Source organism: Methanothermobacter wolfeii (genome assembly GCF_025397995.1).
In the GTDB taxonomy this organism is placed as follows: domain Archaea; phylum Methanobacteriota; class Methanobacteria; order Methanobacteriales; family Methanothermobacteraceae; genus Methanothermobacter; species Methanothermobacter wolfei.
The window spans coordinates 1,551,411-1,570,154 of sequence record NZ_CP104550.1; the positions used below are offsets into that span (position 1 = coordinate 1,551,411).

Annotated in this window: 21 protein-coding genes and 7 tRNA genes; 11 read left to right on the forward strand and 17 right to left on the reverse strand. The window is 47.9% G+C overall.

Features of this window, described 5'->3' with window-relative positions:
- Nucleotides 1-111: 111 nt before the first annotated feature.
- From N5910_RS08545 to N5910_RS08555, 3 genes are all read right to left on the reverse strand, one after another.
- The gene (locus N5910_RS08545) at nucleotides 112-1,188 is read right to left on the reverse strand and encodes a sensor histidine kinase (RefSeq protein ID WP_191216223.1); all 1,077 of its coding nucleotides are present in this window, start codon (nucleotides 1,186-1,188) and stop codon (nucleotides 112-114) included.
- 169 nt (nucleotides 1,189-1,357) lie between these two features.
- Entirely contained in the window at nucleotides 1,358-2,374 is a 1,017-nt protein-coding gene (locus N5910_RS08550; protein ID WP_191216224.1) for a UPF0104 family protein, read from the reverse strand.
- Between the two features lie 120 nt (nucleotides 2,375-2,494).
- Nucleotides 2,495-2,986 carry a metallophosphoesterase gene (locus N5910_RS08555; protein ID WP_084531290.1) on the reverse strand — a complete coding sequence of 164 codons (492 nt, stop codon included), beginning with the start codon at nucleotides 2,984-2,986 and terminating at the stop codon, nucleotides 2,495-2,497.
- A 152-nt stretch (nucleotides 2,987-3,138) separates the two neighbouring features.
- Between N5910_RS08555 and N5910_RS08560 the strand changes: the two genes are divergently transcribed.
- The 3 genes from N5910_RS08560 to N5910_RS08570 all read left to right on the forward strand — a co-directional run bounded on the left by N5910_RS08560 (nucleotide 3,139) and on the right by N5910_RS08570 (nucleotide 5,755).
- Nucleotides 3,139-3,360 carry a TRAM domain-containing protein gene (locus N5910_RS08560; protein WP_013296439.1) on the forward strand — a complete coding sequence of 74 codons (222 nt, stop codon included), beginning with the start codon at nucleotides 3,139-3,141 and terminating at the stop codon, nucleotides 3,358-3,360.
- 195 nt (nucleotides 3,361-3,555) lie between these two features.
- Complete coding sequence (locus tag N5910_RS08565; protein ID WP_191216225.1) at nucleotides 3,556-4,986, forward strand: TrkH family potassium uptake protein; 1,431 nt, start codon at nucleotides 3,556-3,558, stop codon at nucleotides 4,984-4,986.
- A 118-nt stretch (nucleotides 4,987-5,104) separates the two neighbouring features.
- Nucleotides 5,105-5,755, forward strand: a complete 651-nt coding sequence (locus tag N5910_RS08570; RefSeq protein WP_191216226.1) for a potassium channel family protein — start codon at nucleotides 5,105-5,107, stop codon at nucleotides 5,753-5,755.
- Nucleotides 5,756-5,884: 129 nt separating this feature from the next.
- On the opposite strand, the gene N5910_RS08575 is transcribed toward N5910_RS08570, so the two are convergent.
- From N5910_RS08575 to N5910_RS08625, 11 genes are all read right to left on the reverse strand, one after another.
- The gene (locus N5910_RS08575; RefSeq protein ID WP_191216227.1) at nucleotides 5,885-6,502 is read right to left on the reverse strand and encodes an MBL fold metallo-hydrolase; all 618 of its coding nucleotides are present in this window, start codon (nucleotides 6,500-6,502) and stop codon (nucleotides 5,885-5,887) included.
- Between the two features lie 26 nt (nucleotides 6,503-6,528).
- Nucleotides 6,529-6,670 (reverse strand) — tRNA-Trp (locus tag N5910_RS08580).
- 20 nt (nucleotides 6,671-6,690) lie between these two features.
- Nucleotides 6,691-6,762, reverse strand: a tRNA-Cys gene (locus N5910_RS08585).
- A gap of 45 nt (nucleotides 6,763-6,807) precedes the next feature.
- The gene (hjc, locus tag N5910_RS08590; RefSeq protein WP_074359520.1) at nucleotides 6,808-7,218 is read right to left on the reverse strand and encodes a Holliday junction resolvase Hjc; all 411 of its coding nucleotides are present in this window, start codon (nucleotides 7,216-7,218) and stop codon (nucleotides 6,808-6,810) included.
- 64 nt (nucleotides 7,219-7,282) lie between these two features.
- Nucleotides 7,283-7,579: a hypothetical protein gene (locus N5910_RS08595; protein ID WP_074359521.1), complete on the reverse strand. Its 297-nt coding sequence runs from the start codon at nucleotides 7,577-7,579 to the stop codon at nucleotides 7,283-7,285.
- Between the two features lie 148 nt (nucleotides 7,580-7,727).
- Nucleotides 7,728-7,803: transfer RNA gene (locus N5910_RS08600), tRNA-His, on the reverse strand.
- Between the two features lie 19 nt (nucleotides 7,804-7,822).
- A tRNA-Leu gene (locus N5910_RS08605) sits at nucleotides 7,823-7,906 on the reverse strand.
- A gap of 48 nt (nucleotides 7,907-7,954) precedes the next feature.
- Nucleotides 7,955-8,029 (reverse strand) — tRNA-Glu (locus tag N5910_RS08610).
- An 18-nt stretch (nucleotides 8,030-8,047) separates the two neighbouring features.
- Nucleotides 8,048-8,121, reverse strand: a tRNA-Ile gene (locus tag N5910_RS08615).
- Between the two features lie 4 nt (nucleotides 8,122-8,125).
- A tRNA-Asn gene (locus tag N5910_RS08620) sits at nucleotides 8,126-8,198 on the reverse strand.
- Between the two features lie 153 nt (nucleotides 8,199-8,351).
- On the reverse strand, nucleotides 8,352-8,750 hold the full coding sequence (locus N5910_RS08625) for a zinc ribbon domain-containing protein (RefSeq protein WP_261599564.1): 399 nt from the start codon (nucleotides 8,748-8,750) through the stop codon (nucleotides 8,352-8,354).
- A gap of 257 nt (nucleotides 8,751-9,007) precedes the next feature.
- Here N5910_RS08625 and N5910_RS08630 point away from each other — a divergent pair, with 257 nt between their 5' ends.
- The 5 genes from N5910_RS08630 to hisE all read left to right on the forward strand — a co-directional run bounded on the left by N5910_RS08630 (nucleotide 9,008) and on the right by hisE (nucleotide 12,761).
- Nucleotides 9,008-10,009, forward strand: a complete 1,002-nt coding sequence (locus N5910_RS08630) for a radical SAM protein (RefSeq protein WP_261599565.1) — start codon at nucleotides 9,008-9,010, stop codon at nucleotides 10,007-10,009.
- A 66-nt stretch (nucleotides 10,010-10,075) separates the two neighbouring features.
- A complete protein-coding gene (gene gatB, locus N5910_RS08635) occupies nucleotides 10,076-11,425 on the forward strand; it encodes an Asp-tRNA(Asn)/Glu-tRNA(Gln) amidotransferase subunit GatB (RefSeq protein ID WP_074359828.1) in 1,350 nt (449 codons plus the stop codon).
- 5 nt (nucleotides 11,426-11,430) lie between these two features.
- Nucleotides 11,431-11,670 carry a DUF504 domain-containing protein gene (locus tag N5910_RS08640; protein ID WP_074359524.1) on the forward strand — a complete coding sequence of 80 codons (240 nt, stop codon included), beginning with the start codon at nucleotides 11,431-11,433 and terminating at the stop codon, nucleotides 11,668-11,670.
- Between the two features lies 1 nt (nucleotide 11,671).
- Nucleotides 11,672-12,481: a CBS domain-containing ParB/RepB/Spo0J family partition protein gene (locus tag N5910_RS08645; protein ID WP_074359525.1), complete on the forward strand. Its 810-nt coding sequence runs from the start codon at nucleotides 11,672-11,674 to the stop codon at nucleotides 12,479-12,481.
- A complete protein-coding gene (gene hisE / locus N5910_RS08650; protein ID WP_074359526.1) occupies nucleotides 12,471-12,761 on the forward strand; it encodes a phosphoribosyl-ATP diphosphatase in 291 nt (96 codons plus the stop codon). Before N5910_RS08645 ends, hisE begins: the two co-directional genes overlap by 11 nt.
- Nucleotides 12,762-12,881: 120 nt before the next feature.
- Here the strand turns inward: hisE and N5910_RS08655 are convergent, their stop codons facing one another.
- Nucleotides 12,882-13,457, reverse strand: coding sequence for a GNAT family N-acetyltransferase (locus tag N5910_RS08655; RefSeq protein WP_261599566.1), 576 nt, complete (start codon nucleotides 13,455-13,457; stop codon nucleotides 12,882-12,884).
- Nucleotides 13,458-13,839: 382 nt separating this feature from the next.
- Between N5910_RS08655 and N5910_RS08660 the strand changes: the two genes are divergently transcribed.
- Nucleotides 13,840-14,172 carry a winged helix-turn-helix transcriptional regulator gene (locus N5910_RS08660; protein ID WP_074359528.1) on the forward strand — a complete coding sequence of 111 codons (333 nt, stop codon included), beginning with the start codon at nucleotides 13,840-13,842 and terminating at the stop codon, nucleotides 14,170-14,172.
- Nucleotides 14,173-14,369: 197 nt separating this feature from the next.
- Here the strand turns inward: N5910_RS08660 and larB are convergent, their stop codons facing one another.
- Entirely contained in the window at nucleotides 14,370-15,125 is a 756-nt protein-coding gene (larB, locus tag N5910_RS08665; RefSeq protein ID WP_261599567.1) for a nickel pincer cofactor biosynthesis protein LarB, read from the reverse strand.
- 63 nt (nucleotides 15,126-15,188) lie between these two features.
- Between larB and hypF the strand changes: the two genes are divergently transcribed.
- A complete protein-coding gene (gene hypF, locus N5910_RS08670; protein ID WP_261599568.1) occupies nucleotides 15,189-17,489 on the forward strand; it encodes a carbamoyltransferase HypF in 2,301 nt (766 codons plus the stop codon).
- A gap of 110 nt (nucleotides 17,490-17,599) precedes the next feature.
- On the opposite strand, the gene N5910_RS08675 is transcribed toward hypF, so the two are convergent.
- Complete coding sequence (locus tag N5910_RS08675; protein WP_074359531.1) at nucleotides 17,600-18,100, reverse strand: ArsR/SmtB family transcription factor; 501 nt, start codon at nucleotides 18,098-18,100, stop codon at nucleotides 17,600-17,602.
- A gap of 113 nt (nucleotides 18,101-18,213) precedes the next feature.
- Between N5910_RS08675 and grpE the strand changes: the two genes are divergently transcribed.
- Nucleotides 18,214-18,732, forward strand: coding sequence for a nucleotide exchange factor GrpE (grpE, locus tag N5910_RS08680; RefSeq protein WP_074359532.1), 519 nt, complete (start codon nucleotides 18,214-18,216; stop codon nucleotides 18,730-18,732).
- Nucleotides 18,733-18,744 lie beyond the last annotated feature (12 nt).

Sequence of the window (18,744 nt, forward strand, 5' to 3'; positions counted from 1 at the left end):
GGATCCTATAGGGAAAAATAGTACGGTTTCATCAGCACGAACTCAGAATACCGTTAACCTTACTGTGAAATCAGGAACAGCTCCCTCCTTTAGATAATCCTCAGGAGAAAATCAATCATTGATCCCCGGCTTTAGAACCTTTATCCTGAAACATGTGCCTGGTGAGAGCGTGTAATCCAGCTTTGCCTCAATCTGATTGATGAGGTTCCTAACGAGCTGGAGTCCCAGGGTATCCGAGTTTTCAAAGCCAACACCATCCGGGAACCCCATCCCGTTATCCCTGACTTCAAGCATGTAATGGTCTTCCTTATTCCTGAAAACCGCCCTTATCCTTCCATCACGTCCATCTGTGAAGGCGTGCCTGAAACTGTTTGAAAGGAGTTCTGAGAGTATCATCCCCATTGGCACCGCCAGATCCAGGGGCATGTCAGCATCCTCAAAGTAAAGTTCAAGCTTTATGTTACCGGGTTCAGGGGAGTAGGTGCTTAAAATCCCCGATACAATACTCCTTGCGTATCCTGAGAAGTTTATACTGTCAAAGGAATTCTCCTGGATGAGTTTCTCATATGCCTTTCTTATGGATTTAAGCCGGTTCTGGGTATCCCTGAGAAGTTCGAAGTCGGCATCATCCTTTATGTAGGGGAACTGGAGGTTCACAATACTCGTTATGATCTGCAGGTTCCTGTCGATCTGTCTGTAAAGGTTGCCTATGATGTTCTCAAGTTCCTCAACCTTTCTTCCAAGTTTTTCAGCCTCATCCAGCCTTCCCGAAGCATCCCTCGCAGTCACAAGTACAAAAATCTGTCCTGAAATCTCGAGGGGTCTGAAATTGAGTTCCAGGGGAACTGGCTGGCCTTCAGGATCCATGAATTCAAAAACAGTGGGTTCAGGGAGTACTCCCTCCCCTATCCTGTCCAGGACTATCCTCAGCCTTGACCTCTGTATGAGTGGAACCGCCCTGAGGGCCTGCAGATACCTGCCCCTGAGTTTATCGGGATCATAGCCAATTTTATCTGCAAATGAAGCGCTCAGGTCCAGTATGAACCCATTCATATCCTGTAGGATCCAGGGATCAGATGCTTCAAGGATCAGATTAAGGTAATCTGGTGATGAACGTATTTCATTCACCAGTTTTTCATACGGGTTTTCATCCTGCAGTTTCTCAGTTAAGAAAATTTTTTCAATCATGGTATCCCCCTAACCATGGAATCATATTCCTTTCTCGGTGTCCCCTATCTGTATGTACTTATGTCCTCACCAGATAAATCCTTTTGTATTTGTGTGAATCTGGGCACAAAGTGCATTTAATGGCAGGTTCTCACCGTTTATACAGGCATTCCTATAAATCTACGCCGGGTTAGAGTTTATCCATGAGTTTTTCTGCAACAGATGATCCGAAGTACGGGAGGACGGCGATTCCCATTGCAGAGACCATCCAGAATGAGATCAGTCTTTCAACAACCGTTACCGCCGCGCTTACCGATGGTGAAACACCTGCAGCTGAATAGAAGACTATCATTATCCCATCAACAGCACCCACCCCCCCTGGAAGCAGGGGTATCATCCCTATGAGGGTTGCCAGTATGAATACCTCTGCTATTACAAGAATTGAGACAGGGGCCCCGAAGGCGGCGAAGATAAGGTAAACCCTCAGAATCTCAAGGAACCATAGGATGAATGAGAGGGGAATGCCATAAATCAGGACGTTCCTGTCGGCCAGCATGATCCTCATGGTGCTCTGGAACTCCCTGAGCGCACCCCTCACCCTCGCCTCAATCTTCGCATAGTTCCTCCTGTAGAACCTCTTCACAATACCCAGGGCCCAGTTCACAATCCTCTCCCCTGACTCCCTGTCAACCGACACATAGAGGGCCAGAAAGAATGCTGCCACAACTATAACAACCGATACTATCAGTAATGCCACCATCCACAGGGCCAGGTTGAAGTAGAGTACTATGCCCACGATTGTGAGTATTGCCAGGAAGATGAAGGGGAAGGTGTCAAGGCCCCTGTCCGCTATCACGGTTGCAAAGGATGACTCCATGGATGCCCTTGAATACTTACCAAGCATGTATGCCCTTACAGGCTCGCCACCACCCCTTGCACTCGGTGTCAGATTGTTAATGGCCATTCCAACAAGTAACATCGGAAAAAGGTGCCTCTTTCTTACGTCTATGGAAACAGCCCTGGTGGTTATGGACCACCTCAACGTAAGAAGCCAGAGTATCAGGAATTCAAGGATAACTGCCATGATTACATAGAGGAGATCGGCCCTCTGCAGGGCTCCCTCAATTTCACCGGGCCCTATGAAGATTATCATCCCTGCAAGGGCAGCTACACCTATTATTATGAGGATTATTCCTTTATGTTTCATCGGATCAACAACCAGATCTTAAAGTTCAATTAAAATATCCCCACCCGTATCACGGATCAGCAAATGAAATCTTAAACTTCAGCCTACCATCTCCCATCCACCATCAGAAATCAGCACCCCTTAGAGCTCAATGATTTCACATGAAAGCCTGTCAGTGTCAAGGAGGGCCAGTGTCCGCTTCCCGGAGAGGTAGCCGCAGAGTTCACCCGGGTTCACGGTTAAGGCCCCTGAGTCTGATATTTCCGGCCGGTGGGTGTGGCCGCACACAACAAGGTCGTATCTCCCGCAGTCCACCACACATTCAAGGACGTCCCTGCTGTGGCCATGGATAACAGCTATCCTGAGGCCATCGAATTGCAGGGATTTGAAGTCAGATAGGTCTGTGATGTCGCTGTAGGCCTCCCTGAGGCCATCCCTCTCACCATCATTGTTTCCGAATATGGCCTCAAACTTCATCTCAAGCTTCCGGAACTCAGGGGCTGTGAAGGGAGATATAAGGTCCCCTGCATGGATAACAAGATCCACAGATTCTGTGTTAAGGAATTCAACCGCCTTCCTTATTGCTTCAAGGTTGTCATGTGAATCTGATATTATGCCCAGCAAAGAAATCACCTGTGATATGAGATGAGTTCACATACCTTTATATAGCATGAGGTTTAAGGTTAATGTATGGGATTGCATTGAGGTCATTTATTATTTCTTACTGTTTCTGGTTTGAATTAATTTATGGTTTTTATGCGGTCCCTGCATAAGGATGTGATGAATTGTTTGGAGATAGTTACTACAGGAAGGAAACATACTCCACACCCGTAAATGTTGGTGAGGAGTACGAAGTTAAAATTGAAGACCTCGGCAGAGATGGCGATGGAATAGCCCGTGTTGAAGGTTTCGTTGTTTTTGTGCCCGGTGCAGGCGTCGGGGACGAAGTTAAAATAAGGATAAGTGCAACCAGGCGTAAATTCGCTTTCGCTGAAGTTGTGGAATAAATTAAATTATTAAGTTCTGAATTGCAGTAGAATCCATTCTACTGACCGAAATTTATTTTTTAACTGGACCCATACATTGAGCTATGGAATCCCTCTACTGATTATACATGCACCTGATACTGAATCCTGTTTTTAATAGTCGATTATCCCTTCCAAAAATTTATATTCCGATAGCCCCATTTCTTATATGGTAACATGAGGTACTTTGGGAAGAGGGATCTGTTCACTGTTGGCAAGTATCTTGGGACAATAATGCAGGGCGTGGGATTTGTTGTTGCGCTGCCGATGATAGTCGCCCTTATTTACGGTGAGGGTAACTTCACGGGTTTCCTTATACCCTCCTTTATATCGTTATCCCTCGGGACCCTCCTGAAAAGGTACTCACCTGAAGCATGCAACATAAGACTGAAGCATGGTATGATGGTTGCATGCCTGGCATGGTTATGGGCGGCCCTCATAGGGAGCCTTATAATGATCCTTGTACTGGAGATAGACTTCCTCAACGCATTCTTCGAGAACATGTCTGCCTGGACGGGTAGCGGCCTTACAATCTTCAGTGATGTGGAATCCCTCCCTGCATCAATACTGTTTCTGAGAAGTCTGGAGCAGTGGATAGGTGGTCTTGGTGTTGTAATCGTGGTTATAGGTATACTGATAAGGCCCGGGACCGCTGCTTCACGTTTATACAAATCAGAAGCCCGTGAAGAGAGGATAAAGCCCAGCATAGCAAACACCGTTAAAACTATATGGTGGATATACCTCACATACACCCTCCTTGGCATAGTACTCTACGGCCTGACGGGCATGCCCCTCTTTGACGCCGTGAACAACACCCTCACCAATCTATCCACCGGCGGGATGTCCATTAAGAACCAGAACATCGGATACTATCAGAACCCTGCTGTGTACATGATAACAATCCTTCTCATGCTAATCGGTGGTACAAGCTTCCTGGTCCACTACCAGGCCATTAAGGGGCGTTTCATGGATGTCCTGCATGATATACAGTTACAGACCACCTTCGTGTTCATAGGCCTCTTCACCATCCTCGCGGTGTACGTTGGGGGCATCGCACCCCTGGAGTCAATTTATCACGTTGTATCCGCCCTGAGCTGCACGGGTTCAAGTATAGATTCAGCTGCACGGATTATTGCCTGGCCTGCCTATTTCAAGGTAATCCTTATAACCTGTATGATCATAGGGATGGCTGCCGGTTCAACCACCGGGGCAGTGAAGATCATAAGGGTTATCACGGTACTCAGGGGGGTCTACTGGGACATAATACGTATAATCACCCCTGAGGGCTCGGTTATACCGAAAAAGATATCGGGTAGGAGTGTGAGTGACACTGAGATAAAGGAGGCTGGTTCATATATAAGCCTCTATCTTGTTCTTTTAATCTTCACATGGTCAGTCCTCATCATCTATGGTTATGATCCCCTTAACTCCCTCTTTGAGGCCGCATCCGCACAGGGAAACGTCGGCCTCAGTATGGGTATAACAAGCTTCAAACTCCCCCCTGTACCTAAAATGGCACTTATAACCAGCATGTGGCTTGGAAGACTTGAAATAATCCCTGTTCTTGTCCTTATACGCAGCTTCCTTGAGATCTTCAAATTCCAGTGAATCCCATATACACCCCTACATATAAAAGTGTGCCTGTGAAAAGCTTATTAAGGATGATTGAGACAGAAGAACTAGTGAATTTTATCTTGTTTCTTCCTGAAATTTTAAAGGTGTGGATATGTATGTTGTTATAATGGGTGGAGGAAGAGTTGGATTAACACTGGCAAACCTCCTTATATCAGATGGAAACGATGTTACCCTCATAGAGAATGATGAGACCCTCTGTGCCAATGCAGCGGTTGAACTGGACGCCCTTGTGATCTGCGGCAATGGGACCGACATAAAGACCCTTGAGGAGGCAAACATTAAAAACGCCGATGTCTTTGTCGCTGCAACCGGGAATGATGAGGCGAACCTTTTAAGCTGCATACTTGTCAGGGAGTATAATATCCCGAAGATAATCGCTAGGGTAAGCAACCCTGACCATGAGGATGCCTTCCACAAGGTAGGTATTGATTATGTTATAAGCCCTGAGCGTACAGCCGCAGGGTACCTTGAAAAACTGATAACACGGCCCAAGGTGGCCGACCTCATAGTTCTGGGGCATGGTGATGCTGAGATCCTTGACATGGAAATCAAGAACAGCAAAATCGTTGGCAAGAAGGTTAAGGATGTTTCACCAACAGAGAACTATATAATCGTTGCCATCTACAGTAACGGTGACCTCATGATACCCCAGCCAGACATGGTCCTTGAGAGGGGGGCCAAGATATCTGTCCTGGTTAAATCTGATGCCGTGAATGAAGCCACAAAAAGGTTCACGGGTTAATACCTTTCACAAAGCATTATTAATTTTTCATAGGGGAGCATGTCATGGGAGCAGGGAGTTTCATCCTCCTCAATGTAACATCCAGTTTAGCACTGTCCCCTGCAAACTCCGGTTAAATAAAAACCCGTTCTAAAGGCCCAGAAATCTCGCTGCGAGTTCTATGTGCCATGAACCATTATCAACCCAGGGCCCATGGCCGGGAAGGAGGTTATCAACATCGAGTCTTCTGAGTTTTTTAATGGACTCTGAAAGGTCGTTGATGTCTCCTCCAACATCAACACGTCCAAAGCCCCCGTTGGCAAACACCGTGTCCCCTGAGATGAGCGATTTTCCATCGTAGAGGCAGATGCTTCCAGGGGTGTGGCCTGGCGTGTGTATGACTTCAAAGTCGCCGATAAAGTCGCCGTCATCCAGTTCAACCGCCACCTCCATGGGTTCACTTGACGCTGAGAACATGTAGGCCACCGTCCTTTTATCATCACCCGTCCGCAGGGCCTCTGCATCCAGGCGGTGCACTGCAATGTCTGCATCGAAGAGGTGGTTGCCTCCGGTATGATCAAAGTGGCAGTGGGTGTTCACGATATGCTTTATGCTGGAGGGTTCTATCCCCGCCTCCTTCATCCTCCCCAGAAGGCTCCGTGGATCCATCCCTGTACCTGTATCAACTGCTGTATCAGCGATTATGTAGACGTTAGAATCAAAAAGTGCTCCTTCTATCGCTGTGATATCTCCTAATCTCTGGATCATTATTATGCCTCAGAAAAAGGGGGTGATGGGGTCACTGGGATTTGAACCCAGATCCTAGGATTTCTCTTGTCTCAGTACTCCAATTGGTCATCATACTGTAGTCAGAGCGCGCATTTTCTTCAAAGACAACTGGAGTCCCAGATGATAGCCTGGTTACACCATGACCCCATACAAAGGAAATATTTTGAAGCCAAGGGTGAGATTTGAACTCACGTGTAATGGATCTGCAGTCCACCGCTTCGCCACTAAGCTACCTTGGCATAAAGTAACTAATATTAGAATTAGTATTTAAAGTTTGCGGTCAGTCATCCGAGGCGGGTCTGCCTCTCCCTCCCCAGTATCTCATGTATATCCCTGCCCCTCTCAAGTGCTATGTCCAGGTCAAGGCGGTAGTTCTCTGCCCGTGTGACTTCAAGGTCCTCGGGTGAGAGGAATATCCAGTCCCTGTACTTGAACTTTATTCCTATGTAGGGCCTGGCCCCGAAGGTGTCTGAAAACTCCTTTAAACCATTCATCTTCCGGGAATCAATATATATCCTGTCCCTTGATGTGGTTTTAACCTCAATTGCAAGGTATATCCTCCCATTACCTGCAATTACATCAGGGAGTGGTTTCTTTGTTGCGCCCCCAGAGGCGGGCGCCCTCATTGCAGCGAAGCCATTGTCCCAGAGGAGTTTAACCAGATCCCTCTCCTCCCTTGATCCCTTCTTAACCATCATTACACCCTGAATGCCTTCAATCATCAGGCAACGCTATTTTGAACCTATATGATCCCAGGCACTAGATACTGCTTTCAATCCTCCGGGCCCGGAATGTGCCCCTCCCTGTATCACTCAGCCAGTCTATGAGGGCCTCCTTAAGGATGATGTTCTGATCCGGGAGATATATGTCAACCTTTATACCCGAGCGATTGAACTCTTCATCAAGGGGTGTGAATCGTATGAAGGTCCCTGTGAAGTGGTACCTGTTTTTCAGGAACCACTGGGTAAGGTAGATGCCCTCCATGACCCCTATCTCTTCACCGTTCAGAAGCACAGACGCCTTCAGGCAGGCGCATGTCCTTTCAATACGTATCATTATGATCAACCAGGAACTATTAACATACTCTTAGGTCATGTTTAGAATAAATAATTTTCCCTACATTTCTCAAGGTTAAAATCAACAGAAAGAAGGGTTATCAGGGGTTGAATCCCCCGCTCCCACTTTATGGCTGATAAGATGAGAATGGGGCCGGGGCCGAGATTTGAACCCGAGTCGCGGGATCCACAGTCCCGAAGGATAACCACCTACCCCACCCCGGCAATTGAATTTCTATCACAGTGCGGGGGCAGGGATTCGAACCCTGGTAGGCCTACGCCAACAGGTCCTAAGCCTGTCCCCTTTGGCCAGCTCGGGCACCCCCGCAGCGATGATCATGTAAGATGAATGAAGTAAAATCATAAAAGGTAAGAATGCTCCGGCCGGGATTTGAACCCGAGTCTTCGGCTCGAAAGGCCGAAATGATTGGCCGGACTACACTACCGGAGCCTCTGATTACCGATTAAGTGGGCCCAATGGGATTCGAACCCATGGCCGCCCGGTTATGAGCCGGGCGCTCTACCTGGCTAAGCTATGGGCCCATGACGCCGCCGACAGGGCTCGAACCTGTGACCAATCGGTTAACAGCCGAACGCTCTACCTACTGAGCTACGGCGGCACCTGCCAAGTACAAGTCCTTAAGGGATAACAAACCAGTGGTTTGCGGTGCACATCCCAAGGCGTACAATTAGATTTACACCCATAGTATATAAAGTTTTCGGTCCTTCTCCCTGCTGACATTGCACAGGGTATGATGAACAAGGATATGAAATCATACGCTGAAGTAGGCTGATATGGCTGCAGCGCTCATGAGGGTCATGATGATTAGTGCAGGTACCGAGGCCTTCCTCCTGGCTGAGGAAATAACATAAATTATTGATATGCTTGTGGCTATAAGGACACCCGTAAAACCCATTATCCTCCCAAGGATCAGCATGAGAATAACAAGTAAAAGGGCGCCGGAGACCACTGTCCCCCAGTCAAAGCCTTCCTTTCCCTCATGAGGTGCACGATGATATTCCTTCTTCTCCAGAGCCCCGCGGGTATCTGAAAATTTATCCCCTGATATGAACCGTGATTTGAGTGGTTTTTCCTCAATGAGCGCTCCGCAGTTCCTGCAGAACTTTGAGCCCTCACGATTGCGCTCACCACATTCCGGACAGAAAACCATGAGTACCAGTCCTCTTATATAAAGAAGATATTAACATCAAGGTTTATTTCACTGGAACTTTATAAAGGTATTCTCAAAGAGTGATGGTGCTGTTGCATTCACCTGTACCGGTATCATCTGAAACTTTATAAAGGTATTCTCAAAGAGTGCAGGATGATAAATATACAGAATTTATAAGGGCATTCTCAAAGAGTGCCGAATATTAAAGTTAGATCTGGCTTGCTGGAAATACTCAACCATTCAAAGAGTGTTTAGATATGGATGTCATAGAATCACTGAAAAACAGGGACGTACTGAAAATGATTGAAAGGGCCGGCAAGATCACCCTTAAAAATCACGGTGACACCATAACCCTCGAGAGGGCTGTTTTTCTTTCCTGGTGGTGTGAAAGGGGTGACTGTGCCTTCTGTTACATGAGCACCCAGAAACCAAGGATAAAGGAACCTTCAAAGGCCAGGAGGAACATAAACGCCATACTTGCAGAGGCTGAAATATGCCGGCGGATAGGCTGGAACATAGAGTTCCTATCAGGTGGTTACGGCTCATTTTCAGGAGAGGAAATAAAGAAGATAGCAGAGAGGATAAAGGATATAACAGGGGCCCCTGTATGGCTCAACACAGGTATAACCTCAGAACTGGATATTTACGGCCCTGAAGTCGCCGGCATAACAGGAGCCCTTGAGGTTGCAAACCCTGATCTTCAGAGGAAGCTCTGCCCCAGCAAACCCCGAAAGGATATCATAGATATGCTTGAAACCGCAGGGGACCTCGGATTCAAAAAGGGGATAACATTAATCCTTGGCCTCGGGGAAACCCCTGAAGACCTTGAATACCTCTTTGAATTCATAAGGGACCTCAGGATAGACAGGGTGACCTTTTACTCACTTAACCCCCATGAGGGGACCGTATTTGATGACCAGCCCCAGCCAGCATCCCTTTACTATGCAGGCACGGTGGCTGCGACGCGGATAGAATTCCCTCACCTTGAAATCATAACAGGCACCTGGATAGACAACCTTGCAAATATCGGACCCCTGATCCTTAGCGGAGCAAACGGGATAACCAAGTTCCCCCTTTTCCGCATGTTCGGAACCCGCTACGGTAAAAGGGTTGAGGAGGAGGTCCGCTGGGCAGGTAGGAAGCTCAGGGGCACCTTCACCGACACAGAAAGGCTCATGACTGGAAGGTCCTACCCTGAACTCGACCCCTTCATAGAAAGATATGTTAAGGGGTGTCTGAAAAATATTAAAGTAGTTTAAAATCTGATACCTGACCAATTTAATGTGCATTAAATCATCATACCATAAGGAGGAATGACCATTAGGATGAAGTGTGGCCTTGAAATTCATGTGCAGCTTGATACCAAGTCAAAGCTCTTCTGCAACTGTCCAACCAACTACCAGGACGCACCGCCCAACACCAACATCTGCCCAGTCTGCCTCAACCAGCCAGGGGCAAAGCCCCACCCCCCAAACAGAAGGGCCCTTGAAGGTGCCCTGAGGATAGCCCTTATGCTTGACTGCAGTATAAACCCTGAGATCAGCTACTTCATGCGTAAACACTACAACTACCCTGACCTCCCCTCAGGTTACCAGAGGACATCAATACCCCTCGGTCTTGACGGTGAACTGAACGGTGTGAGGATAAGGGAGGTCCACATAGAGGAGGACCCTGGACAGTACAGGCCGGACCATGGAACCGTTGATTTCAACCGTTCAGGCATACCCCTCATTGAAATCGTAACAGAACCTGATATGAGATCCCCTGAGGAGGCAAGGAGCTTCCTCCGTGAACTTATAAGGGTGCTTGAGTACAGTGGCTGTGCCCGTGGAGAGGGTACCATGAGGGCTGATGTTAACATATCCCTCGAGGGAGGGCGCAGGGTTGAAATAAAGAACATAAACTCCATAAAGGGGGCGTACAGGGCCCTGAAATTTGAGATGGTGAGGCAGAAGAACCTCCTGAAGAGGGGTGTTGAGGTCAAACAGGAGACAAGGGCCTTCCTTGAGTCACAGATGATAACCGTGTCCATGAGGATGAAGGAGGAGGCAGAGGATTACAGGTACATACCGGACCCTGACCTTCCCCCCATGAAGTTTGAAGGTGAAATGGTTGATGAAATAAAGGAGAACATACCTGAAGCTCCTCACCTCAAGGTTAAACGTTTCATGGAGGAGTACGGCCTCAGGGAGGAGGATGCCCGGGTCATCACATCAGAACTTGAACTTGCAGATGCCTTTGAGGAGGTGGCTGAGTCCTTTGACCCTGAAGCTGCAGCCCTCTGGATGAGGGATGAACTCAAGAGGGTCCTTTACTACAACAGGATGACCTTTGCAGAGAGCGGTATAACTGCATCAGACATTCTTGAACTCCTGAACATGATGAAGAATAAGGAGATAACCAGCAAGGCCGGGAAGAAGATCATGGAGGAGATGCCTGTAAGCGATAGGAGCCCCAGGGAAATAGCTGAGGACCTGGGCCTTATAGGGATCGTTGATGAATCAGAGGTTGTAAGTGCCGTTGAGCAGGCCATAAAGGAAAACCCCCAGGCCGTTAAGGATTATCATGATGGTAAGGAGGCTGCCATAAACTTCCTTGTAGGGCAGGTTATGCGCATAACCCGTGGAAAGGCCGAGCCAGAACGTACAGTTGAGCTTATCAAGGAAAGGATCTGAGGTGCATGGCCAAGAACGTCCTGGATCTGCTGATGTGGCACCCGAAATGGGATATTGAAGAATGCGTGATAAGCTATGTTCACCGTGGAGCTCAGAGGAACCTTAAAACTATAAATGGTTCAGAGATCAGCAGGCTTGAGAGGGGTTTTATAATACTTAAGGATGGGCGGTCAATACCCTACCACAGGGTGGTGAAGATTGTCTGCGGCGACAGTTTCATCTGGAAAAAACAGGAGAAGGGATAGGATGAGTAACAAGGCGCTTGTGAAGGACTATATGACCCGGGACGTTATTACTGTATCCTCGGATACATCAACAGCAGAGATAATCCAGCTCATGAAGGAAACAGGCCATGATGGTTTTCCTGTTAAGGACAACGGTACCGTCATCGGTATGGTGACCGCCTTTGACCTCCTTATAAAACCATGGGTCAAATCGGTCTCCGAGATAATGTCAAGGGACGTTGTGGTGGCGGACCAGGATATGTCCCTCAACGATGCTGCGAGGGTTATGTTCAGGATGGGGATATCCAGGCTCCCTGTGATAAACAAGGAGGGAAAACTGGTCGGTATAATAACAAATACAGATATAGTGAGGTCCCACATTGAGAGATCCACTCCAATGAAGGTGAACTATTTCAAGAAAACCCTTGAACAGTTATACGGTGTTAAACCTGAGGTTAAAAGGATGAAGGTCCCCATTGAAAAGTTGAGGCCGACCCAGAGCAAGGTCTATGCCGATGAGCTCCAGGGCAGGACCTACGAGATCAAGAGGGGCCTTGCAGAACCAACAATCGTTGTCAAGACCGGGGACCGGTACGTCCTTGTGGACGGACACCACAGGACCCTTGCATCATATAGGCTTGGCTATGATGAGATCGACTCCTATGTGATTGATATAAAAAAGGATATGAAGCTGGGCATGGAGAAAACAGCAGACCTCCATGGCATCCATACCCTTGATGACATTGAGGTCATTGATGATGCCCAGCACCCCCTGATAGCAATAACAACAAGTATGCGGAAGGCTATGGCAGGTAGAAAACATGACAGATGAGGGTATAATAAGGGAGGTTTACAGGGTCCTTGAGGACCGGAGGGACAATCCTGTAGACTCATATACTTCAGGGCTCATGACCGACGATGAAAAGAGGGCCGAGGATAAGATACTTGAGAAGATCGGTGAAGAGGCAGCTGAAGTTATAATAGCCTCAAAGAACGATGAGAACCTTGTTGAGGAGGCCGCTGACCTCATATTCCACACACTGCTTCTACTGGTTTACAAGAGGGTCCCCCTTGAAAGACTTCTTGATGAGTTCTCATCAAGGAGAAAATAATCAGGAACTGGACCGGGTACAGCTACCAGATACCAGGAATGCATTCAAGCAAGGGATAATAATCATGGTCCTACCTATGAGGCCCGTTATTACTGGCCCAAAAGAATCATCAGGCCATGGTTAAAGAAGGAGTTCCATCTGATGGAATCCCCTTCTGAATAGTTTCATCTCCCTTTTACCCCTGAATCTGAAGCCGAATTTTATGTAGAGGTTGATTGCAGCTTCATTTCCAGGGTCTACATCAAGTGCAAGCCTTCTGAATCCACCTTCAACACCCATTTCAACCGCAGTTTCCAGGAGGGCTGTTGCAATACCCCTGCCCCTTGATTCAGGAGAAACTGCCAGTGCAGCGATGTAGAGGTCATCCTCCTCAAGGGGGAATGTGACGGTCGAGTCCACAAGTTCCATTATGGTGAACCTTATGAAGTCAGAGAACCCCAGATTCCTGCAAACCCTGTGAATGCTGCCGGTGGCATCTGCAGTTCCATGAAGCATGGCGCCAAGGACTTCCTGTTCCTCAGATGCTACCATCACTCCTTCATGTCCGTAGGGGTTATCGCCTGCAATGAGAAGTTTTTCAATGACATCAACCGGGTCCCTGAGGAACCTGTCAAATAGTTCCCTGTCTGTCAGGTATATGAGTTCGCTTACCCTCCTTGGGCTGTGGTAAGATGGTTCAAACTTTACTATATCCATACTATCACATCAATGGCTCCAGTGTCAAGTCAGCTCCATGCTACATCCAGCAGTGGAACATGGACATGAGTACCTGGCATAGCCATCTTAAAAAACATCATAGTGCAGATCAGCGGATAAAATAAAAATAGTTTCCTATGAGAAAATAAAAATAGGAATGTTACTGCTCGGCATCAAGCATTTCGCCGTACTCTATTTCTATCTGACAGCCCTTTGGACCGCAGCAGAAGTGCTGTAAGTCAAAGCTTACCATCATATTTTTCACCTCTCAACCCTTTTTAATATAATAAAGTAACTTAAAGTATTTAAAGTTAGTACTTACAGCGAAACTATATACATACATAAAGTATACTTACACACATAGAAGTAACTGGTGTCTGTTATGGATGAGGATGACTACATATGCTCAGTTGAGGTTGCGGTGAATGAGATAGGTGGAAAATGGAAATCCCTTGTCCTGTGCGCTCTCAAGGACGGTAAGCTGCGTTTCAGTGAAATAAACCGTAAAATACCCAAGATAACCCAGAGGATGCTCACCAAGACCCTGAGGGAGCTTGAAGCTCACGGCCTCATCAGCAGGACCGTTTACCCTGAGGTGCCTCCAAGGGTCGAGTACAGCCTCACAGAGAAGGGAAAATCGGTTATACCCATACTCGACGAGCTTTGTGAATGGGGCAAACGTTACGGGTCCTACAGGAATTCGGACTCAGATTAAAGACTATGGTCATCTCACCTGCAACCGCTGTGACCCGGGGCCCTACAGGAATTCATAATTCCAGATTAACCGATCCGGACCCTGATGACCATGAAGAGGCGGTTTAGGCCCTACAGGAGTCCATAATTCCAGATTAACCCCTGAAAAAGATTCTATGGAAGGTGGAGGTGCAGACCTTCAAAAAACCCCCTAACAGATTACTCCATGGCCCTGAGGATTTTAACGGCCAGCACAGCAGCTCCAAAGCCATTATCTATGTTAACAACACCTATGCCAGGTGAACATGACTGTAGCATGGAGTTCAGGGCTGTGAAGCCGCCCTCCCCCACACCATAACCGACCGATGTCGGGACCCCTATAACAGGGACATGGACTAGTCCCGCAACAACCGATGGAAGCGCCCCCTCCATGCCCGCCACCACAATGAGGACCCTCACATCAGCTTCAAGCATCTCCCTGAGGGGCTCGATGAGGCGGTGTATACCTGCAACCCCCACATCATAGGCAGTCATGACCTCGCATCCTGCCTCCTCGGCAACCACCCTGGCCTCCTCGGCAACGGGTATGTCAGATGTTCCTGCAGCGAGTACACCCACCCTCCCAATTGTTGCTGGCTTTCCTGATTTAACAACCAGTACACGGGCCCTTTCATGATAATCCACCCGGTATCCATCCTCCCTGAGATGCTCCACCCTGTCCCTTATGGCCTCAAACCTCTCCCCGGGCAGTCTTGTTACAATAACATCCCTGACATCCAGTATGATGTCAACAAGATCATCATCACTCTTCCCAGACGCCAGAACCGCCTCAGGAAATCCCGTCCTCATCTTGCGTGACACATCAAACCTTATACCGTCACCGATGACCATGGAGCCTGATTCAATTGCCCTTTCAGCCTCTTCCAGTGAAATCTCTCCCTCAATAAGTTTCCTCAGAATTGATCTGACCGACATCACTACCTAATTTTATAAGTCCATGAATATAATCTTAGCATAAAAACCCTTAAGGAGCATAAAATGTACCGGGCCCATATCATAGTTGAGGGAATAGTGCAAGGTGTTGGTTTCAGACCCTCCGTTTACAGACTTGCAGATGAAACCAGACTCACAGGATACGTTAGAAACATTGGAAACGCCGTTGAAATAGTCGTTGAAGGTGAACGTTCCCGGCTGGATGAATTCATAGCTCGGTTAAAAACCGAAAAACCCCCAATATCAAGAATCAGCAATGTTAAAGTGGATTTTGAAAGGATTGGAAAGCTTAGCTTCCATGATTTCAGTATAAAGGAGAGTTCATCTGAATTTTCAGGCACATCCGTCATACCCGCAGATGTTGCAACCTGTGACCTCTGCCTTGGGGAGATAATGGATGAAGATAACAGGCGCCACCTCTACCCCTTCACGGCCTGTACAGACTGCGGTCCCAGATTCACCGTCATTGAATCGGTGCCCTATGACCGTGAAAGGACGAGTATGCGTGAATTCCCCCTCTGCGAATCCTGCATGGAGGAATACCTCAACCCCCTGGACAGGAGGTACCATGCAGAGGCAACATGCTGCCCTGAATGCGGACCTGAGCTCTTCCTCTACAGGAAAAAGGTTATGGAAACTGATGACCCCATCATGAGGGCTGCTGAACTTCTTGATATGGGTAAAATAATTGCATTCAAGGGTATAGGGGGGACTCACCTTGTATGCAGGGCCGATGATGATGATGCTGTCATGGAGCTTCGATCAAGACTTGGAAGACCCGGCCAGCCCTTTGCCTGCATGTCCCCGGACCTTGAATCCATACGCAGATACGCTGTGGTATCAGAAAGGGAGGAGAAGGTCCTTAAATCAAGGAGAAGGCCCATCGTTGTCCTCAATAAAAGCAGTGACTACTGCCTCGCCCCCTCTGTTGCACCGGGACTCCACAACATAGGGGTCATGCTGCCCTACTCCGGCCTCCACCACGTCCTCTTCAGGTACACTGATGCACCTGCATATGTCATGACATCAGCAAACAGGCCAGGGGATCCCATGCTCGTAAGGAACAGGGACATAATTGAAGGCCTGGATGGTATTGCAGACTACTTCCTCCTCCACAACAGGAGGATAGTGAACCGCTGCGATGACTCTGTTGTCCGTTTCAGGGGTGGTGAGATGGCGTTCATAAGGAGGTCCAGGGGTTACGCGCCTGAACCCTATGACCTTACAGGTATATCGGGGGACGTATCTGCACTCTGCCTTGGACCCGAACTTGATGTTACCTTCTCGGTGCTGAGGAAGGGGCAGTGCTATGTGTCCCAGCACATAGGGAACACGTCCAGATACGACACCTTTCTGTTCCTGAAGGAAGCCGTGGAGCACCTCATGAACATAACAGGGACAGATGAACTGGACGTTGTGGCATGCGACCTCCACCCCCGCTTCCTTACCACAGGGTACGCCGAGGAGGTGGCTGAGGAATTATCTGCAGAAATCCTCAGGGTCCAGCACCACCACGCCCACTCCCTTGCCCTCATGTTCGACAACATGGTGGACGAGTGCATATGTATAGCTGCAGATGGTGTTGGGTACGGGGATGACGGGACCTCATGGGGTGGTGAAATCCTCCACTGCACTGGCCCCGAGTACAGGAGACTTGGAAGCCTCATGCCCCAGAAGATGCCTGGCGGAGACCTTGCAACAAGGTATCCTGCAAGGATGCTCCTTTCAATACTTGGAGAGTACCATGACGCTGAAGAACTGAGGGAAATCTTCACCAGGCGTTACATCCACTACTTCCCCCATGGTGAAAGGGAAATCGATACAGTGATAAAGCAGCTTGAATCAGGTCTTAATGTGAGTTTAAGCACCAGTACGGGTCGTGTGCTTGATGCAATATCTGCCGCACTTAACATCTGCGGAAGGAGGACCTATGAGGGGGAATGCACAATGAAACTTGAATCAGCAGCATTCGCTGCCAGGGGACACCTCAAAATCCCCTTTGAGGTTAAAAGGAGTAAGGGCAGGTACATCCTCAATACGTCAGGGATACTCCTCCAGGTGATGGACCTCCTGGAGAGGGGTGAAGATGTGAATGAAATAGCATATGCAGGCCAGAGGGCTGTTGCAGAGGGTCTTGCAGAGATGGCTGTCCTTGCAGCAGTAGATACGGGTGTTGAGTGTATAGGTGGAACAGGTGGGGTGTTCTATAATGAAGCCATAAGCCTTGCCGTGAGGGACTACATAAACAGGGAGGGCTACGGTTTCATCCAGCACAGGAACTCATGTGCCGGGGACGGTTCCGTGTCCCTTGGCCAGGCGGTGCTTGCATCCCTCAAATACGGTTGAGTTCACCCTTCAGTGCTTCCAGACATGCCGAGGGTATGCAGAATACTCAACATAAGTCCACTATTTAGTCCTTCTAAAGATGGTGATCCTGAACCCTCAGAAGATGCCGCCTACTCGGTCCTTCTGAGGCCCTCTGCCTCTGATAAAATGTCCTCGGCCTTTCTTTTAAGGTGGTCGTAGAGTCTTATGAGGTTCTTAAGCTCCTCAAGGGCTTCCCATTCACCCTTCTTTATTCTTCTCTCAATATTGATGAGCCTGGCCCAGTCGTCACCGGGGGGTAACTGTTTCCTCCTGAGGACCTCGTCGGCAACATCGACCCTGAATGTGTTCCTGTTTATTGTTATGCTGACATGTATGTCCCTTGAGATGTCATAGTATTTCCTTGGCCTTCCCCTCTCTATCTTCCTGAAGAATGAACTTAAAATCCCTGCCTCCTCCATGGCCCTGAGGTGTTCTATTATGGCCTTCTGTCCGATATCTAGTTCCCTTGATATCTGACTGACAAACCTGGGCTCCTCACGGAGGAGGTTTATTATTTCCCTCCTTGTTTTACATCCCATAACATCAAGGATTGCTTCCATGTTTCCGTCGTCAGTAGAATTTCCGGTCATCGGATAATGTTATGTCGAAAGGTTTATATAACGTTTTGTTAGTATAATAGCTATAGACTATATGTAACCTACGGTAACTTTAATAATTTTTAAAAGAAGAAAAAGGTGAAGTGATGTGCAAGGAAAAAACTGATTCTAAACCAGACAGTGACTGTGAAGAAAAATTAAACGAACTTAAAAGACGCTTAAGTGAACTTGAAGATGAAGTGAGTGAAAAGGATGAGAAAATAGAGGAGTACACCTCACACCTCCAGAGACTCCAGGCAGACTTTGAGAACTACAAGAAACAGGTGCAGAAACAGGAAAGAGAACTCATAAAAAACGCAAATGAAAGGCTGATACTTAAACTCCTTGATGTGTACGAGGACCTTGAAAGGGCCCTTGAAAACCGGGCCGAGGATGACGGCCTTGAGATGATCTATAAAAAGTTCAGGGACACCCTCAGAAAGGAGGGCCTCAGTGAAATCCCTGCAGAGGGTGAGAAATTCGATCCATTCCAGCATGAAGCCGTTATGGTTGAAAACCATGATGAATACGAGGATGGTATGATCATAGAGGAGTTATCAAAGGGTTACAGGCTCAATGATCGAATAATAAAGCATTCAATTGTTAAGGTATGTAAGAAAAGCTGATTGAGGTGATCA